The 15,987-nt window shown below is 40.5% G+C and carries 18 protein-coding genes and 3 pseudogenes; 6 read left to right on the top strand and 15 right to left on the bottom strand.

Going from position 1 to position 15,987, the window contains the following annotated elements; translation table 11 throughout:
- Window positions 1–4 precede the first annotated feature (4 nt).
- A complete protein-coding gene (locus tag KNL20_RS10210) occupies window positions 5–328 on the bottom strand; it encodes a hypothetical protein (RefSeq protein WP_329957459.1) in 324 nt (107 codons plus the stop codon).
- A 370-nt stretch (window positions 329–698) separates the two neighbouring features.
- Here KNL20_RS10210 and KNL20_RS10215 point away from each other — a divergent pair, with 370 nt between their 5' ends.
- The 3 genes from KNL20_RS10215 (at window position 699) to KNL20_RS10225 (ending at window position 1,745) form a co-directional block, all read left to right on the top strand.
- On the top strand, window positions 699–1,022 hold the full coding sequence (locus KNL20_RS10215) for a type II toxin-antitoxin system Phd/YefM family antitoxin (RefSeq protein ID WP_230397654.1): 324 nt from the start codon (window positions 699–701) through the stop codon (window positions 1,020–1,022).
- Window positions 1,019–1,348, top strand: coding sequence for a type II toxin-antitoxin system RelE family toxin (locus KNL20_RS10220; protein ID WP_230397655.1), 330 nt, complete (start codon window positions 1,019–1,021; stop codon window positions 1,346–1,348). The genes KNL20_RS10215 and KNL20_RS10220 overlap by 4 nt, the downstream gene beginning before the upstream one ends.
- A 160-nt stretch (window positions 1,349–1,508) precedes the next feature.
- Entirely contained in the window at window positions 1,509–1,745 is a 237-nt protein-coding gene (locus KNL20_RS10225; protein ID WP_230397656.1) for a SymE family type I addiction module toxin, read from the top strand.
- A gap of 127 nt (window positions 1,746–1,872) precedes the next feature.
- Here the strand turns inward: KNL20_RS10225 and KNL20_RS10230 are convergent, their stop codons facing one another.
- Window positions 1,873–2,226: an HNH endonuclease gene (locus KNL20_RS10230; RefSeq protein ID WP_230397657.1), complete on the bottom strand. Its 354-nt coding sequence runs from the start codon at window positions 2,224–2,226 to the stop codon at window positions 1,873–1,875.
- A gap of 646 nt (window positions 2,227–2,872) precedes the next feature.
- Window positions 2,873–4,152: pseudogene (locus KNL20_RS10235) on the bottom strand (IS110 family RNA-guided transposase).
- A 294-nt stretch (window positions 4,153–4,446) separates the two neighbouring features.
- Here KNL20_RS10235 and KNL20_RS10240 point away from each other — a divergent pair.
- On the top strand, window positions 4,447–4,812 hold the full coding sequence (locus tag KNL20_RS10240; protein ID WP_230397658.1) for a DUF4180 domain-containing protein: 366 nt from the start codon (window positions 4,447–4,449) through the stop codon (window positions 4,810–4,812).
- Between the two features lie 38 nt (window positions 4,813–4,850).
- Here KNL20_RS10240 and KNL20_RS10245 read toward each other — a convergent pair whose 3' ends face one another.
- Window positions 4,851–5,282 (bottom strand): hypothetical protein, encoded by a 432-nt coding sequence (locus tag KNL20_RS10245; RefSeq protein ID WP_230397659.1) that lies wholly within the window; start codon window positions 5,280–5,282, stop codon window positions 4,851–4,853.
- Between the two features lie 186 nt (window positions 5,283–5,468).
- Between KNL20_RS10245 and KNL20_RS10250 the strand changes: the two genes are divergently transcribed.
- Both KNL20_RS10250 and KNL20_RS10255 read left to right on the top strand, forming a co-directional pair.
- Window positions 5,469–7,166, top strand: a complete 1,698-nt coding sequence (locus KNL20_RS10250) for an IS1634 family transposase (protein WP_230397660.1) — start codon at window positions 5,469–5,471, stop codon at window positions 7,164–7,166.
- An 18-nt stretch (window positions 7,167–7,184) separates the two neighbouring features.
- Entirely contained in the window at window positions 7,185–7,421 is a 237-nt protein-coding gene (locus KNL20_RS10255) for a hypothetical protein (RefSeq protein ID WP_230397661.1), read from the top strand.
- A 44-nt stretch (window positions 7,422–7,465) separates the two neighbouring features.
- On the opposite strand, the gene KNL20_RS10260 is transcribed toward KNL20_RS10255, so the two are convergent.
- From KNL20_RS10260 to KNL20_RS10300, 11 genes and pseudogenes are all read right to left on the bottom strand, one after another.
- Window positions 7,466–7,756, bottom strand: coding sequence for a VOC family protein (locus tag KNL20_RS10260; RefSeq protein WP_331468165.1), 291 nt, complete (start codon window positions 7,754–7,756; stop codon window positions 7,466–7,468).
- Window positions 7,753–8,007, bottom strand: a complete 255-nt coding sequence (locus KNL20_RS16380) for a YoaP domain-containing protein (RefSeq protein ID WP_408637511.1) — start codon at window positions 8,005–8,007, stop codon at window positions 7,753–7,755. Before KNL20_RS16380 ends, KNL20_RS10260 begins: the two co-directional genes overlap by 4 nt.
- A pseudogene (locus KNL20_RS16445) lies at window positions 7,998–8,129 on the bottom strand (transposase); the annotation flags it as partial. The gene KNL20_RS16380 and the pseudogene KNL20_RS16445, both read right to left, overlap by 10 nt.
- Before the next feature lie 371 nt (window positions 8,130–8,500).
- The gene (locus tag KNL20_RS10265) at window positions 8,501–9,211 is read right to left on the bottom strand and encodes a DUF6994 family protein (RefSeq protein WP_230397662.1); all 711 of its coding nucleotides are present in this window, start codon (window positions 9,209–9,211) and stop codon (window positions 8,501–8,503) included.
- 26 nt (window positions 9,212–9,237) lie between these two features.
- A pseudogene (locus KNL20_RS10270) lies at window positions 9,238–10,785 on the bottom strand (terminase large subunit).
- A complete protein-coding gene (locus KNL20_RS10275; protein WP_331468362.1) occupies window positions 10,785–11,315 on the bottom strand; it encodes a phage terminase small subunit P27 family in 531 nt (176 codons plus the stop codon). The pseudogene KNL20_RS10270 and the gene KNL20_RS10275 overlap by 1 nt, the downstream one beginning before the upstream one ends.
- A gap of 2 nt (window positions 11,316–11,317) precedes the next feature.
- Window positions 11,318–13,000, bottom strand: coding sequence for a recombinase family protein (locus KNL20_RS10280; RefSeq protein WP_230397663.1), 1,683 nt, complete (start codon window positions 12,998–13,000; stop codon window positions 11,318–11,320).
- 93 nt (window positions 13,001–13,093) lie between these two features.
- Window positions 13,094–13,276 carry a hypothetical protein gene (locus KNL20_RS10285; RefSeq protein WP_230397664.1) on the bottom strand — a complete coding sequence of 61 codons (183 nt, stop codon included), beginning with the start codon at window positions 13,274–13,276 and terminating at the stop codon, window positions 13,094–13,096.
- A 47-nt stretch (window positions 13,277–13,323) separates the two neighbouring features.
- The gene (locus KNL20_RS10290) at window positions 13,324–14,190 is read right to left on the bottom strand and encodes a ParB/RepB/Spo0J family partition protein (RefSeq protein ID WP_230397665.1); all 867 of its coding nucleotides are present in this window, start codon (window positions 14,188–14,190) and stop codon (window positions 13,324–13,326) included.
- 4 nt (window positions 14,191–14,194) lie between these two features.
- Window positions 14,195–15,583: a relaxase/mobilization nuclease domain-containing protein gene (locus KNL20_RS10295; RefSeq protein WP_230397666.1), complete on the bottom strand. Its 1,389-nt coding sequence runs from the start codon at window positions 15,581–15,583 to the stop codon at window positions 14,195–14,197.
- Window positions 15,584–15,871, bottom strand: coding sequence for a plasmid mobilization protein (locus tag KNL20_RS10300; RefSeq protein ID WP_230397667.1), 288 nt, complete (start codon window positions 15,869–15,871; stop codon window positions 15,584–15,586).
- Between the last annotated feature and the right edge of the window lie 116 nt (window positions 15,872–15,987).

Below are 15,987 nucleotides of genomic sequence, written 5' to 3' on the forward strand. Positions count from 1 at the left end.
CAGGTCATCGTGTATAATGCGGTATCCTTCTGCTCGGAAATCTCCGGGTGTGCCCTCCACCATCGTCTCCGGCAGGTTTCCGAACAGAACTTCTTCGGACGCCCGGTGGCGGCTGCTCCATCTCCTTTCCACAGTACAGGAAGGCTTTGCCCAGGGAAATCTGTTCAAATACATTCTTTTCCAAAGCTACGGCGTATCCAACCATTCCTTTGCTCCTGCAGTGATTCCGGACAATGTCACGGGACAGCCCTGCCTCCGTGGCAATCCTCCGGTAGCCTAATCCTTTCATCCGCAGTTCCCGGATTCTGGTTCCCTGCACCTCTGTCATTTCTTTTGAACCTCCTTACAGAAAAGCCGGGAAAAGTATAATGTTTTCTACTTTTCCCATCTTCAAAACATGGATTTCCGGTACTTTTTGGTAAAATCCCCTCCAAGCAATTCAGCGGAAATCATATGTTTATGTACAAAAAGGCACCTATTATCCTATCCCCCCCTGACGGTTTCTGCGAAAATTCACGTCTTGGGGGGGCGGCGGTTTGCAGGGGACGGGGTTCTGGAGATTTGGACTCCCCCTCCCCTTAAAAATTATTACAATTAAAAGTAATTATAATTTATCTATAAATTTTCTAATATTGTGTTGATAATAATTGTTTTTCCGCATATACTAATAGTAATCATAGAGAAAGGAGGAATCGTAAATGGCTATCACTACAGATGTTTTAAACAGTCTCATTTCTATCACTCAATTTAACAAAGGGCAGGCTTCCAAAATCTTTGACAGACTGCGTACAGAACGCCAGCTTGTTGTACTGAAAAACAATGCTCCTTCTGCCGTCATTCTTTCACCAGAGGAATATGAACGCCTGGCTGAGATTGAAGAAGACTATCAACATCTGCTTCTTGCACAGCAGCGTATTGCTAATGGCGGCATGGAACGCACAGTAACTTTTAACGATGCAATGGTTGACCTTGGAATTTCCGAGACCGAACTTAACGAAGCGGAGGATGTGGAAATCGAATGAACTATCAAATCAACTTCCTGCCTGAAGCACTGAATGATATGAAAAAATTGGATAATTCTATCCGTCCCCAAGTTGCCAAGGGAATCCAAAAGGTCAGCCAGAACCCAGTTTCTATTTATCAGGGAGGATACGGAAATGCACTTGGCAACAAAGATGGCTCAAATCTGGCTGGACTTTTTAAAATTAAATTCCGTGGCATCGGAATCCGTGTTGTTTACTCTATTGAAGAGCGAAATAGTGTGATGACAATTATCGTTGTGTCCGTTAGAGCTGATAATCAGGTATATCAAGAAGCTTCTCATCGTAGAACAAAACACGATCTATAGTAAGCATCCTGCCAGTCAGGGTGCTTTTTCATGTTTTGCTGTCACAAAACTTACAATATTCCACAATGTTTTTTGTGCATCTTATGCCTCCGAATTGACTGGATAATATCAGCAATCAGATTTAATATGGCACTACCAAAATAAAAGGAGGTAGGCGCTTATGAAAACAAAAAAACTGAAAATCCTTTGTTCTTTCCGCACCAGGCAAAGCAGTAACGTCTGGGGGAGAACCGGCTCCTATATCGAGACACCCAAAATCTCTATGGAAGGGAAATGGCTGGAAGCTCTTGGTTTCCACATCGGGGACACGATTGAAGTCTCTTACGAGGAGAATTGCATCCACATCACCCCAGCCATGGTTTGCGAGCCATCCCTTACTTACGAGAACAAAGATTAAAATGGATGATTCCGAAATTGAAATCACTGCATTGGGTGTTACAGCAATATCCAAAAATCTTATACTTATCAGAGAACATTTACCAGAACAGGGAAAAGCCCTGGGAACCTCCCAAGGCTTTTCTTTGTCAGTATTTATATTCCTGATAACGGTCTTCCGTCATCGTCTTTCTGTCATGGCAATTCTTACACAGTGCCTGCCAGTTGGACTCATCCCAGAACAATTCTTCATTTCCACGGTGCGGAATAATATGGTCCACAACGGTGGCTTTCACCAGCTTCCCATGTTCCCGGCACCGGACACACAGCGGATGTTCTTTCAGATACCTGCGCCTGGCTTTCCGCCAGCGTCCGTTATAACCTCTCTCTGATGCTCCGGCACGCTCTGTCTGATACAGATAGCTGTGTTCTTCACAATAGGCTGACTCTGTCAGATTCGGGCATCCCGGATACCGGCAGGGCTTCTTCGGCTTTCTCGGCATATGAATTCACTCCTTCCATATGTAACGGCAGGGTGAAAGGATAAGTCCCTGCCAGTGCCAAGGCATGAAAAAAAGCCTTATGGAATTAAATCCATAAGACTCCTTACACTTCTTCGCAGCTTAATCATAGCACAGGATCCGGTAAACTTTCAATCAACTCATTGTCTACACTTAGTCTACCAAAAACAAAACACAAAAAATATTTGACTTTACCTTCTTTTTATGATAATTTAATTTCCATATCAAAAAAGCAGGTAATGATCATGTATTTTATAAACCGCAAAAGAATTGAAGAAGCCGCAGATAGTTAGCGTTCTATCCTTGAAATTCATTCATGGATATGGACGCTTATCGTGTTGTATCCATGTGGCTTATAAATACATTTTTAGAAACCACATCGGTAAAGTAACCCTTTACTCATGTGGTTTTTTTCATAATAGCAGTTTACTGATTCATATTGTTTGAAAGGTGGTGATAACATGGGACATAATAAAGATGCCCGTTCTGACTTACTAAATTAGATTCAAAACACACAATAAAGGAGATAAAGGATAGTGTGAAAGAAAGTAGAGGTCAGCCAAAAAGTGGCGCACTTAAACAAGCTGTCAAAAATGGCAGCTTTTGAAAAACAGATTATTTATGATAATTAGGAAGCCAGAGGTTCTTTTAGCGGAGGATATAATCCCTCCCGTTCTAATAGCTTCATTGCTTGTTTGATAGCCTTCGCCTTTTGTTTTTCAACTAAGGCTTCTGGCATATCGATTTTGTAAAGGTCGCTAGGATTCCACGCTTCACCAGTAGATAACATTTGGTAGATTGCGGTAAGAATCATTCGAGCGATAGCAACAATGGCTCTTTTCTTGCCACGGCGTTTTGCAAGAGATTCATATTTTTTTTTGTAGTAAGGAGACTTTTCGTATTTAACGGCTGCATGAGCACACTGTACTAATGCAGGTTTGAGGTAAACTCCGGCACGTGTGATTCGAACAGATTTCTTCTTACCACCAGATTCGTTACTGCCAGGGACTAAACCGGCCCAACAGCACAAACGTTTTGAGGTACAGAATTGAGACATATCAATACCTATTTCGGAGATGATAGTGATTGCACTAGCACGTTTAACACCCGGAATAGTCATTAGAAACTGGATGGCATTTTCATAATCAGGATCAGAAGAAATCATAGATTCTATCATAGAGTCTACATCATTGATTTCAGCTGTGATATAATCCATATGTGCACGGACAAGGCGCATACGATATTTTTGGGGATCAGTCATCTGGTATCCTTCAATGGATTCAACCACGGCATCTTCTTTGGATTTGAGACGTCTAAGAAGTTTTGATGCGATTTCTTCATGATTGATAGAATTGTCAGACTGCTCAAGCAGGTAGTCAATAATGGATGTGGATGACTTCCCAAAGATATCGGAAACAACGGAATCCAGTGCGACATTACAAACAGTAAGTGCATTCTGATATCTATTTTTTTCACTGGAACGGCAGGAAATCAGCTTATAGCGATACCTTGTATACTCCCGTAAAATACGTATTTTTTTGCAAGGGATGTAGCTGCCTTTTACAAGTCCGAGACGAAATAAATCACCAATCCATTTAGAATCTTTTGTGTCATCCTTGTTGCCTTTCACAGCTTTTACCCATTTTGGATTGGCAATGGTGACATTGATTTGATCTTCCAGAAGATTAAAGACGGGGACCCAGTATTTACCAGTGGATTCCATGCAGACATCAGAGCAGTCATTTTCAAGAAGCCATTGCTTGAACTCAAGAATTGAGTTGTTGAAGGTGGAAAAACGTTTTTTCTGATAAGAAGGTTCAAAACCACCAGTAGTCTTGATGATTGTGGCAACGAGAAATGATTTGTGAACATCGACACCACACAACAGGTTAAGTAAGTAACTTTCATAGTCATACTCCTTTCGTAAAAAAGATAAGAAGCCATTGACTGAACTGCCACACAATTTAACCAAGGCGTTAAAACAATTCTTAGTGTACGGTCTCGAAGAGCCACTTATTTGTGCTTGAAAAGGCAGAACTTACACTGATTAAAATGCTGTCTAAAACGAGAAAGAATTTACAACTCCTCCTCCCGTGCTTTGTAGTGTAGCTTCTTAAAGCTATTATCTCATGGAGTAGAGGTTTTGAAAATCTTTCATTACTATTTGTGCCGCGCCCGAAGGCGCGCGGAATGGAGATTAAAATGAAGATAGAAATAATTCAAAACAACGGAATACAAATGGCACGGATTACCGGAGCAGAACTCCTGATTACCGATACCCAAAGTGCCTTAGACTTAATGGCAACTGTACAATACGAAACCCAATGTACCAGAATCATTCTGGACAAATCATCCGTGTGCGAAGACTTTTTCAAACTCAGCGCCTGCCTTGCCGGGGAGATCTTGCAAAAGTTTATAAATTACGGAATCAAAATTGCTATTGTAGGGGATTACTCCCACTATACAAGCAAACCCCTCCACGATTTCATCTATGAAAGTAATCACGGGAAAGACATCTTTTTTACAGCCACGCTGGAAGATGCAGTATCCCATCTTTCACAAGTATAGTTTTCAGCTCCTGAAACAGCAATGTCTCAGGAGCTGTTTCAGTTCAGAAAATATGCTTCTGTCTGCTGCCCCCGCAGTTCATAAATCCGTTTCAGTTCCTCCACGGCTTTCTTCCTGTACTTTCCAAACATGGCATGGCTTACATTGTATTTTATCATTAATTCCTGCCAGCTTGCCTGTTCTATAATCATATCCCATATAATCTCAGGCAAACGCCCGCTCAATTGGCGAATGGCATATTCCAGGAAATCCATTTCTTCTTTAATCTGTTTATAGCGTCCCAGCAAAAAATCGAACCACTCATCATCCAGCCTTTCCTTTACCTGCCTGTAAACCATGGCGGTCATTCCTGTTTTATCGGAGGTACCGCTGGTCTGTATACGCTCACCCTGTGGCTTTGAAAAACACAGGCTCTCGATAACGTCCTCATATGGAATTCCCTGGAACCTACCTAACTCAAATTCTAACAAGGCCAGGTTACGTTTCCATTCCCGGTATTCTTTAAATGTTAACTTCCTACAATTTTTCCGCCTAAAGGGGATTTTGGGCAGAAAAGCACATAAAAAAGCCTGATTTTCTGCACATTTTAATTGCAGAAGGTCGGGCTTTATGGCACAATAAATTTAGGTGAGTATATACCTAAAAGGAGAACCGAAATGTATCTTGATTTTTTAGTAAGAATCCCGTCTGTTCAGGGGAAAATCACTTTGAGAGAAAAGAATAATGCAGTGTATGTGGTGTATGAATACGACCGAATTTACGATCCAGAAAGACAATATACGTTCCCCAAAAGGGTTACCATTGGGAAGCAATCACAGGCTGATGCTGCTCTGATGCAGCCAAATCAAAACTTTTTGAAATATTTCCCCGATGCGGAACTTCCTGAGGAAAAAAACAGAATATCTCGCAGCAGCTGTCTCCGGGTAGGGGCATATTTTGTCATCCGTAAGATTATAAATGATTATAATCTTCTGGAAATCCTTAGTGCATACTTTGATGAAAAGGAACTGGGGCTTTTCCTGGATCTTGCCGTTTATTCCATCGTTACAGAAAACAATGCAGCACAATACTATCCGGATTATGCTTACAATCACCCACTTTTTACATACCGAATGAAACAGTATAGTGATGTAACCGTTTCTGATTTCCTGAGTTCCGTTACTGACGACCAGAGCGTTGGTTTTTTAAATACCTGGAATGAATCCAGGGACCACAGGGAAAAAATCTATATTTCTTATAATTCGACGAACAAAAACTGTCAGGCCGGGGACATCGAGATGGTTGAGTATGGACATCCCAAGGTTGATATGGGTGTGCCGATTTTTAATTACGCGGTTGCTTATGATACGAATAACAGGGAACCGTTATTCTATGAGAAATATCCAGGGAGTCTCAACGATGTATCCCAACTGCAGTTCATGTTGGATAAAGCCATCGGATATGGCTATAAAAAGATTGGCTTCATCCTTGACCGTGGTTACTTTAGCCGCGGAAATATACAGTACATGGATAAATGCGGCTATAGCTTTGTAATTATGGTTAAGGGGATGGCCACTTTTGTGAATGAATTAGTACTTGAGAATCAGGGTAAGTTTGAAAGTAAAAGGGCCAATAATATCTATGACTATGGAGTGTATGGAATCACCATTAAGAAAAAGCTTTATGTAACGGATGAAAAAGACCGTTACTTCCATTTATACCATAGTATTTCCAAAGAGAGTTCCGAAAGGACAGGCCTTGAATCAAGGATCAATCAGATGACCATGTTTTTGAAAAAACATAGCAATGAAGCAAAGGAGTTTGGGCCGGGATTTGAAAAGTATTTCTACCTTCATTATGATGAGAAAAGCCATACATTTTTACTCCCGGAAGAAAAGGCCGGTATCATTGAACGGGAACTTAACCTTTCGGGCTATTTCTGCATCATAACGTCCGAAAAAATGTCTGCAAAAGAGGCTATTGAACTGTATAAGAGTCGTGATGCTTCGGAAAAGTTGTTCCGTGGAGACAAATCCTATCTAGGAAATAAGAGTCTGCGTGTTTACACAGAAGAATCAGCTAGGGCCAAGATCTTTGTTGAATTTGTGGGGATGATCATTCGGTGCCGGATATATACTTGCTTAAAGAATGAAATGAAGAAACTGGAAAAGAAACCGAATTATATGACGGTGCCAGCAGCCCTTAAGGAACTGGAAAAAATAGAAATGGTGCGACAGTTGGATAATGTATATCGTTTAGATCACGCCGTTACAGCGAATCAGAAGGCAATCCTGAAAGCCTTTGGGTTGGATGCGGACTATATAAAATATCGTGCAACTGAACTGAGTAAAGAATTAGAGGAAATAAAACAATAAATCAGGGGGAAAGTGAAAATGGCAAGAGTGAGAAAAAACAGCAAGGATGCACTGGATGAGAAAATCGAAAAGGCTGATGCCGATGTGATTGCCACTAAGAAAAAACATGATGATGCAACTGCAAATCTGAAGCAGCTTTTGAACAAAAGAGATGCCATCAGAAAAGAGGAGTTGATTGCTGCTGTTGAGAAGAGCGGCCGTTCCTATGAAGAGATACTGGCATTCCTAAATACCGATTCTGCAAAAGCAGAATAAAAATAAATCCTGCCACTAGCATTAAGACTGGTGGCAGGATTTAGTTATTTAGGCGGAAAATTTCTGGAAGTTAACACTTTATCCACCTCTACATAGTTTGAAACAGATAATGCAATTTCATAATGACCATTGATTCCTTTCACATAAGAAAATTTCCTGCCTGTCATTTTCTCAAAATCTGATTTTCTATAAAGCAGAAAAAGTGTACCATCCTTTTCTAAAAATATATTGGATGTGTTTTCATCTTCCTTAATTTCAAAGCCAAGCACATCGTGATAAAATCGCACCATTGTCGGCATATCGTCTACCATGATTCCAAATCCGTCTAATCTCATTTTTCAACGCTCCTTATCTGTTCAATGATTGCAAGAAATTTTTTCTCATATGGTATTTCATTCGTAACATAGTCCCCATTACAAAACAGTGAAAAATTTGTCCATGCAAACGGTACACTTTGTGCCTTTTCTTGGCTGTCAATTTTAATCGTTGTAAGGGGTACATGATGTTCCAGTGCACACCGTTCTATGATAGGAATATATTTTGCTGTAAAAGGGCAGTCATTTGTATAGTAAATGGAAAATCTAATTCCTCCATCACTTTTTTAGGGTATAGACTGGATCGTCATCGGGAAAATGCAATTCGAAGAAACTGAAGTTAATTTTCTGTTGCCCTAATTCCAAAATCGTTATAATAGTCTTGTTTAATCATAGTTACATTATAACATGTAACGGAGGAAAAGATGGTTGTCGTTAGCCGTCTTTTTTTCTTTTTCAGAATATAATTAAGGGAAGGGTGTGACCGACAGTGGGCACACCCTTCCCCATTTCAAACTGTCTATTTCCCGGCAGCCCCTTAAATGTATGATTACTGGTGATATTATTATAAGAAAAACGATTTTTTTTTGCGCAAGCAATGAGCAGTGCGAAAAAGCTCGGATAAGAAGATGCACCATGCTCACATGTAAGCGATTCTTATCTGATCTTTTCATAGGGCGAAAGCCCGTGAGTGAGATGCAGTCAACTCTAACACATCTTATTTCCATATCAGTATTTCTCTCGACCAAATTCTGGTTCAATAGCTTAATTGATATTTACTGACCGACAAACTGGAATTTTCAAAAAAACGTCTAATCTTTTGTTTCTGTTATTCACTAAATCTATGGTACAAGCTTTATATTGTTTATACTCCTCGATTGTTAAGGGTAATGCCAATCGATTAAAATCGTCAAATGGCAAGGAAAAGTTAATTTGTTGTTTTTCATCTATAAAATCCTGCAACATGAAAAAATCAATGTACCCATTGAAATCAACAAATAAATCGAAAAATTTTTTGTATCTTATAAGTGTATCATAAAGCGGGCTTTGCTCCTCTTGATAAAAACGTCTAATACACTCCAAAGTTAAATCGAATCTGTCGCATATCAGTCGATTTACTCCTCTAGCTTGATTTATTGTAAACCCATTTTTCTTGTGCGCAGGAAAAACAATGTGACCTCCAATGGTGCGGACCTTATATTTTAGTTCTTCTCTTTCAGAGTCAGGCAGCCAGCGGTCAAATTTTCCATTATACTTTCCGTCAAAATGCGGGCACATTCTATCGCTAGATAGGTTACCGAAGTCGCTTTTTAGCAGTAATCTACCATAACTACTGCCTACAACTTCCAAATCAAAAGCCTTTCCACAAGGTAACATCTTGCTCCATAAAAATTTATGGGTTTGATACAGTTTAGGGCTGTCCGTATCAGGATCACCACATTTGCTATCATTACGAAAATCAAAATTTATATCCATGCTGTATCATCCTCTGTATTGATTTATTAAAATACTAGAATCCCTCTTCCATCATACACACTTCCCGAACTGCTGCCATTCCGAATTGCCCGGTCAAGTACCATAACTGTTGCCACCGCCTCATCAATCTTCTCCGTAGATTTCTCCTTATCTGGCTTGATATTTCCCACCGGGTCAGTGCGAACAAAAATATTATCCATCATCCACCGGAACACTGGATACCCACCATGAGCCAGTTTCTGTTCCAGAGTCTGCTTTATTAGTTCCTTGCTCGGCGGTGCCATATCCTTAAATCCCTGTCCAAAAGGAACCACTGTAAATCCCAATCCCTCTAAGTTCTGTATCATCTGCACCGCTCCCCAGCGGTCAAATGCAATCTCTTTAATATGAAACTTTTTCCCCAGTTCATCTATATACTTCTCAATAAAGCCATAATGCATCACATTTCCTTCCGTTGTCTCCAGAAATCCCCGCTGTGCCCATACATCATAAGGCACATGGTCACGCCGCACCCTCTGAATCATATTCTCCTTCGAAATCCAGAAATACGGCAGAATAACATACTTCTCCGTATCATCTCTTGGCCGAAACACCAGTACAAATGCTGTGATATCAATGGAACTGGATAAATCCAGTTCACCATAACACTCCCGGCCAATCAGATCCTGCTCATCTACCGGAAATGCACAGGCATCCCATTTCTCCATCTGCATTCACCTGATAGAATGCTTCACCCACTGATTCAGGCGAAGCTGCCGGAACAGATTCTCTTCCGCCGGATTATCCCTGGCACTCAAATAAGCATTCCGCACCTTCTCAACATCAATGGTATGCCCCAGTGACGGATTAGAAACATACCAGACCTTCTCGGAAGTCCAGTCTGCATCATCCGAAGCCCCGTAAATGACTGGATAAAAAGTTGGGTCAATCTTCCTGCCAAGTATAATATCCTCCGCCTTCTGATGCTGTTCAAAACACACCGAATGCCGGTCTGTTCCAGCCGTGGTAATCAGAAAGAATAACTGCTGTGTTCTTGCATCGCCAGAACCTTTTGTCATAACATCAAACAGCTCCCGGTTCGGCTGGCTGTGCAGCTTATCGAAAATAACAGAATGGACATTCAAGCCATGTTTCGTATATGCCTCCGCTGAAAGCACCTGGTAAAAGCTGTTTGTCGGCTTATAAACCAGACGCTTCACAGACATAACCGGCTTGATCCGCTTTTTCAATGCCAGGCACTGGTCTACCATATCAACGGCTACATCAAACACAATACTGGCCTGCTGCCGGTTGGAAGCACAGCCATAAACCTCCGCTCCCCACTCACCATCACCGCAAGTCATGTATAAGGCAATTCCCGCCGCCAGTTCCGATTTCCCATTCTTCTTTGGAATCTCCACATAGGCCGTATTATACTGACGGAACCCATTTTTCTTTACCGTTCCGAACACATCCCGGATAATTGTTTCCTGCCAGGGCAGCAAATCAAACGGCTGGCTTCTCCACCGCCCCTTGGTGTGTTTCAGGCAGTTAATAAATTCAACCGTCCGCCGTGCCTTCGCCTCTTCAAACACTATCCGCTTCCCCCTTTCACCAGCAGAAGCTCCATAGTATCACTTTTCTTATTCTCCCCGTTGTCCGTCACAATCCGGGTCCGTGCCGATGGGGTCAAGCCGAATTGCTCACAAAACCGGTTTATGATTTTCAGATAAGTCTGTGCAATAGACACCTTGGGAACCTGCTGGCAATACCCGGACGGTGCTTTCATCGCCGCCCCATGCTCGGAAATATATTCTTCTGCTTCTTTCCATCTGGCATATACCTGACAGTATCCTGCAAAAGCCGCCATATCAATCTCCGTCAGAATACCAAGCTGCTCTAACTGCTTTGCCATCCGCTTCCATTCCTTCTTGGCTTCACCCTCCAGCCAACCTAAACATCTTGGAGCCTTCTTTTCCGGCTTTGCTTCACTGATATATACATTCCGTTTTCCCGGATTCCCCTCTATATCAATTACTACAGAAACATTTATATAGTCCTTAATTACTTTATTTCTGATTTTTTCACCCTCACCAGTAAATACGATGTGCTTGAAATAAAGGATCTCTACATATCTGCTCGTTGTAGCAACACAATAGTCTCAACGTGTGTATTGTCGTCCAAACTTAAATCCATATCATGTTCAATGATTGGGAGCTTGAATTTGATGGATTTTAGCCATTGTCCGTTTGGCTGACGTTCTTCATATACTTGAATTTCAGAGATGAGTTTCTCTATCAGTTGCCGTTTCTCTGTTTCGTTCATATTGGCGTACAACTTATCAAAATAAATTAAAATCTTATAGATGTTGTCGCCTGTGATCTTTTCTGATTCAATGGCTCTCTTTTTCGCTTTAGCGTCGATAAGCCTCGATTCATGTTCCTCAATCTTATCATATATTTTGTATAAACGCTCATTAAAATCAGTTTTTATTCTGGAATAATGTTTGTTTTCAACGTCCAGCGAATCAATTTCATCTATCAGCTTTCCTTTTGTTGAGTAGCACTGGCGTATCTGCTTTTCATAGTTTGCAATCTCTTGCTCAACAGCAGTAGTATCCACTTGCATATCTATCTTGCAACGCATTAAATCTGCGAACTTGGGATTGCTGACGAGCTTTACAATGACTTCAGCTACGGCGTCGTCCAGAAGTTCTTCACGAATTTGCTTATTAAAATCACATTTATGCCCACGGTTCATTTTGCGGTGCTTGCAGCCATAATAATAAAAATCCTTGTATTTTGTCCCGTCTTTTTTATATTTAATACTCTTGTTGGCAAACATACCAACACCACAGATGGGACATTTTACAATACCGGAGAGAAGATGTATCCGCTCATCTTTTGATTTATTGACATGCTCATATTTATTCGCCTGTGAAATAAGTTTAACCTGCGCTGCTTTCCAGTCGTTTTCTGAGATGATTGGCTCATGCACACCATCTACAAGAAGATAATCGTCCTGCTCCACCAAATGGTACTCATTTCTTGTTCCGTGTACCTTTTCAGTTTTTCTGCGCCCATATGCAATTTTTCCAAAATAAACCGGATTTTTAAGTATCTTGCGAATTAATGAGGCATCAAACAGAGGGTTTTTCCCATTTTGCCTTGGGATTTTTTTAATGCCGTGATTTTCAAGATATTTTGACAAGCCGTTAGCACCGGTATCAGTTTTGATGTATTGTTCAAAAATTACACGTATGGCGATGGCTTCTTCTTCGTTGATTTCTAATTTTCCATCAGTGAGTTTATATCCGTAAGGCGCAAACCCACCGTTCCATTTACCTTCACGAGCTTTTTGAATGCGCCCTTCCATTGTCTGTATGCGTATATTCTCACGTTCAATTTCGGCGACAGCAGATAGCACCGATATAATCAATTTACCTGCGTCCTTTGAGGAATCAATTCCATCTTCCACACAAATTAGGTTTACACCATAATCTTGCATAATTTGCAAGGTAGAAAGCACATCAGCCGCATTTCGCCCAAATCTGGATAATTTAAAGACAAGAACAAATGAAACACCATCTTTCCCCATTTTAATGTCTTCAATCATTTGCCCAAATTCTAATCTGCCTTCTATTGATTTACCAGATTTGCCTGCATCTTCATATTCATGAACAATTTCATATCCATTGAAATCAGCAAATGCTTTCATTCTCGCTTTTTGAGCATCCAAAGAGAAACCGTCAATCTGCATTGCGGTGGATACTCTTGTATATGTATATACTTTAACTTTTTCGGCTTTCATATTGGTCACCACTCGGCATTTTATTTTTTAAACTACACCTCAAGACTTAATATCTCGAGGTGTAGTTTGGACTATTAGTTCACGATTATTATATCACGCCTTTTCTTTTGTTGCAATACTGTTATTTGAAATCTTACTCGTCGTTGCATTTTTTTCAGTACTTATCTTGTTAATATCAGGATCCGGCATTGAATCTATCTCTAAAACATCTGAATATTTAGCAATCATGTTAGATAAAAATTCTGCTAACGCTCCCCATTCATCAATATTATTCAAAATGTGCCTCCAATTAAAAAACGCCCGATAATCTGCAATCATGCAAATCATCGAGCGTTGTTTCGTTCCTTGTTTCGTTTTCGGTCTTCTAAAAGTTTTAGAATTGCTTTTTCTATCTGTTGAGGAGTATAGTTATTTGGAAAGTATTGCTTTAGTCGTTCATATGGGAACTTGATTTGCTCTTTCTGATTGGCTTTTTCGGCAGTAAGAATACCGAAAATTGCATCCATATCGAGCAACCCATTTTGTGATAACTTTTTCATTTGTTGAGCCTGTGAAAGCGACGGTGTACATTGCTCTGACTCAATAGTTTCTAATAAAGCGGTTTGTTCTTCTTTGGCGAGAAAAGAAAGCTCAACCGCCGGAGTTAAAGCAATTTTGCTGTCATCAACATATTGCAAAATTTCCGGGATAAGGTTGGTCAAGCGGATATAGCGGAATACTTGGTCACGGCTTTCGTTAGACTGCTTGCCAATTTCAGCAGCGGTGTCGAGCTTTGTCGCAACTTGCGACAAAGCTAAATCTGTCCGCTCGCCTTGCCGATTAAGAGCCTCCATTTTGAGCTTATAAGCGTTAGCCTTTTCAGATGGCAAAATGTGTTCTCTATGCAGATTTGAATCCACAAGTGCAATAACAGCCGCATTTCTATCCAAGGCATAAATTAAGGCAGGAATTTCGTTAATTCCTACCTTTTGTGCTGCGTGTAATCTCCGATGACCGGAGATTACTTCATATTCATTTGTTTTGTTTTCAATCGGTCGGGCGATGATGGGATTCAAAATTCCATGTTCTTGAATACTGTCGGTCAGCATATTCATCTCGTCATTATCCAGCACCTTATACGGATTTTCCTCAAACGGATGCAATTTTTCAATCGGAATATTTACCGATGATATGGTTTTTTCATTTTTCATAATGTTATCTACCTCTTTGTCTTTCTTTTTGTAGGGCATCTTTTTCCATTTGATGCTCGGTTTTTAATAAATTTTGTAATTTGGGATAACGCTCGGTAATGCTTTCTGCGATGCGGAGTTTGTCACGCAACGGTTTAATTTTTTTGGATATATCCATACATTTTTGTTTTAGCTCCATTTCTATTTCCGGCGAATGGCAACGGCGAATTTGATTACGATACTGCTGCCGCTGTGCTTCCAGCGTTTTTATCTGCCCCGAAATACCACCCACAAATGAAAAAAGCTCCTCAGCCGAATGAATTTCATTTACGGCGAGGAGCGTATATTCCTTTTGTATCTGATGAAGCTTGGTGACTTCCATACGGATTGACGGCGATAGCGGTTGACTGCGCTGCTCCGGCGGCGATTCTTTAGCAAGCAATATCAATTGTAAGATGATATAAAAGATAACGTCAACCAAAACTACAACACCATCTTTTGAATGGTCAATTTCCCAGCTTAGCCGCTTCTCCAATTCAAGTAACGGAAACTGTTTTGGTTTATATGGCGCTTTGTAAGTGTGAATATTAAAGAAATACTTGTCTTCACGATTTTTATCAAAGCGAGAATTGATTACAGCTTTTGTATATCCAAGACTGTCCAAGCGAATCGACTTTTTCCAATCAGGCGCTTTAACAGAAAGATGTTGATACTTGTCATCACCACGGATAAACTGATAACCAAGTGCTTTCAAGCGAATTTGAAAATCTTGCGAATTACGAGAAAACTTCAAAACCGATTCTATATCCCGTTTCAAAATATCCCTGTGCGTCATGCCGCCGTTTTTGTGAATCCAATAAGCGCCTTTTTCGCCGCCGTAGAACGGCGCATCTTTCAAAACAGATTTGCCATGTTCTATACAAACAGCGTCGGAAATTTCACGTAAACGGTAATGGTCGGATATATGATTCTCAAACTTCCGTCCGGTTTTGAAAGAAACGGAGTTCACGACCATGTGATTGTGAAGCTTGTTTGTGTTCAAATGTGTTGTAACGATTATTTCATACTCATCGCCCCACATTTTTCTTGCTGTTTCCATGCCGATAGCATGTGCCTCTGCCGGAGTAACTTCTCCTTCTCTAAAAGATTGAAAACCATGATATGCAACATTAGTTCCTCGGTTGCCATACCGCTTTTTCGTTGCCATCATTCGCTCATATGCTTGTTTGGTGTTACAGTTAATACCACTTACAAACATTTGCTTATCGGTTTTGTCATCGTTTTCAACATAACGCAGTGCTTTAAACAAATCATCATCAAGGAATTTTTTTGCAGTGGTTTTGTCCGGATTGCGGGCATATTCTATAACATCTTTCAGGCTGCCTTTAACAGGCCAAAACCCAGTGGTTGCCACTTATTTCGCCTCTTTTCTCGGCAGAATAAATTCTGTGGTGATTTCATCTAATAGTTCAAGAAGTTTGTTTTCCGTTTCTTCTGAAAAATTGGAATCACAGAGCACATCCAGTTTACCGATAAATTTATAGAAATCCTCCGGCAAGACCGCTTTCGGCTCATATTTAAATGCACGTTGGCGAAGATACTCAGAAACCGACAACCCGGATTTGTTTGCTATTGCTTCAATACGCTTTTTCTCTTTATCGCTTACACGAATATAAAGATTGTTATTTTTAATTTCATTCATAGAAATAGTTCCTTTCATTTCAAAGGGGTTTTAGGGTTCACCCTAAAGAAAAGCGGCTATTCAAGCCGCTTGAAATTGGAATCTGTACTTACAGATTCCCTGCTTGTTACGGTATA

This window comes from Novisyntrophococcus fermenticellae (genome assembly GCF_018866245.1).
GTDB lineage: Bacteria > Bacillota > Clostridia > Lachnospirales > Lachnospiraceae > Novisyntrophococcus > Novisyntrophococcus fermenticellae.

Bases quoted from the DNA above. Each gene is read 5' to 3' on its own strand.
- KNL20_RS10215 (WP_230397654.1), top strand. From the start codon at position 699: ATGGCTATCACTACAGATGTTTTAAACAGTCTCATTTCTATCACTCAA.
- KNL20_RS10250 (WP_230397660.1), top strand. From the start codon at position 5,469: ATGTATCTTGATTTTTTAGTAAGAATCCCGTCTGTTCAGGGGAAAATC.
- KNL20_RS10290 (WP_230397665.1), bottom strand. From the start codon at position 14,190: ATGAAAAATGAAAAAACCATATCATCGGTAAATATTCCGATTGAAAAA.
- KNL20_RS10220 (WP_230397655.1), top strand. From the start codon at position 1,019: ATGAACTATCAAATCAACTTCCTGCCTGAAGCACTGAATGATATGAAA.
- KNL20_RS10260 (WP_331468165.1), bottom strand. From the start codon at position 7,756: ATGAGATTAGACGGATTTGGAATCATGGTAGACGATATGCCGACAATG.
- KNL20_RS10265 (WP_230397662.1), bottom strand. From the start codon at position 9,211: ATGGATATAAATTTTGATTTTCGTAATGATAGCAAATGTGGTGATCCT.
- KNL20_RS10300 (WP_230397667.1), bottom strand. From the start codon at position 15,871: ATGAATGAAATTAAAAATAACAATCTTTATATTCGTGTAAGCGATAAA.
- KNL20_RS10240 (WP_230397658.1), top strand. From the start codon at position 4,447: ATGAAGATAGAAATAATTCAAAACAACGGAATACAAATGGCACGGATT.
- KNL20_RS10225 (WP_230397656.1), top strand. From the start codon at position 1,509: ATGAAAACAAAAAAACTGAAAATCCTTTGTTCTTTCCGCACCAGGCAA.
- KNL20_RS10230 (WP_230397657.1), bottom strand. From the start codon at position 2,226: ATGCCGAGAAAGCCGAAGAAGCCCTGCCGGTATCCGGGATGCCCGAAT.
- KNL20_RS10210 (WP_329957459.1), bottom strand. From the start codon at position 328: ATGACAGAGGTGCAGGGAACCAGAATCCGGGAACTGCGGATGAAAGGA.
- KNL20_RS10280 (WP_230397663.1), bottom strand. From the start codon at position 13,000: ATGAAAGCCGAAAAAGTTAAAGTATATACATATACAAGAGTATCCACC.
- KNL20_RS10255 (WP_230397661.1), top strand. From the start codon at position 7,185: ATGGCAAGAGTGAGAAAAAACAGCAAGGATGCACTGGATGAGAAAATC.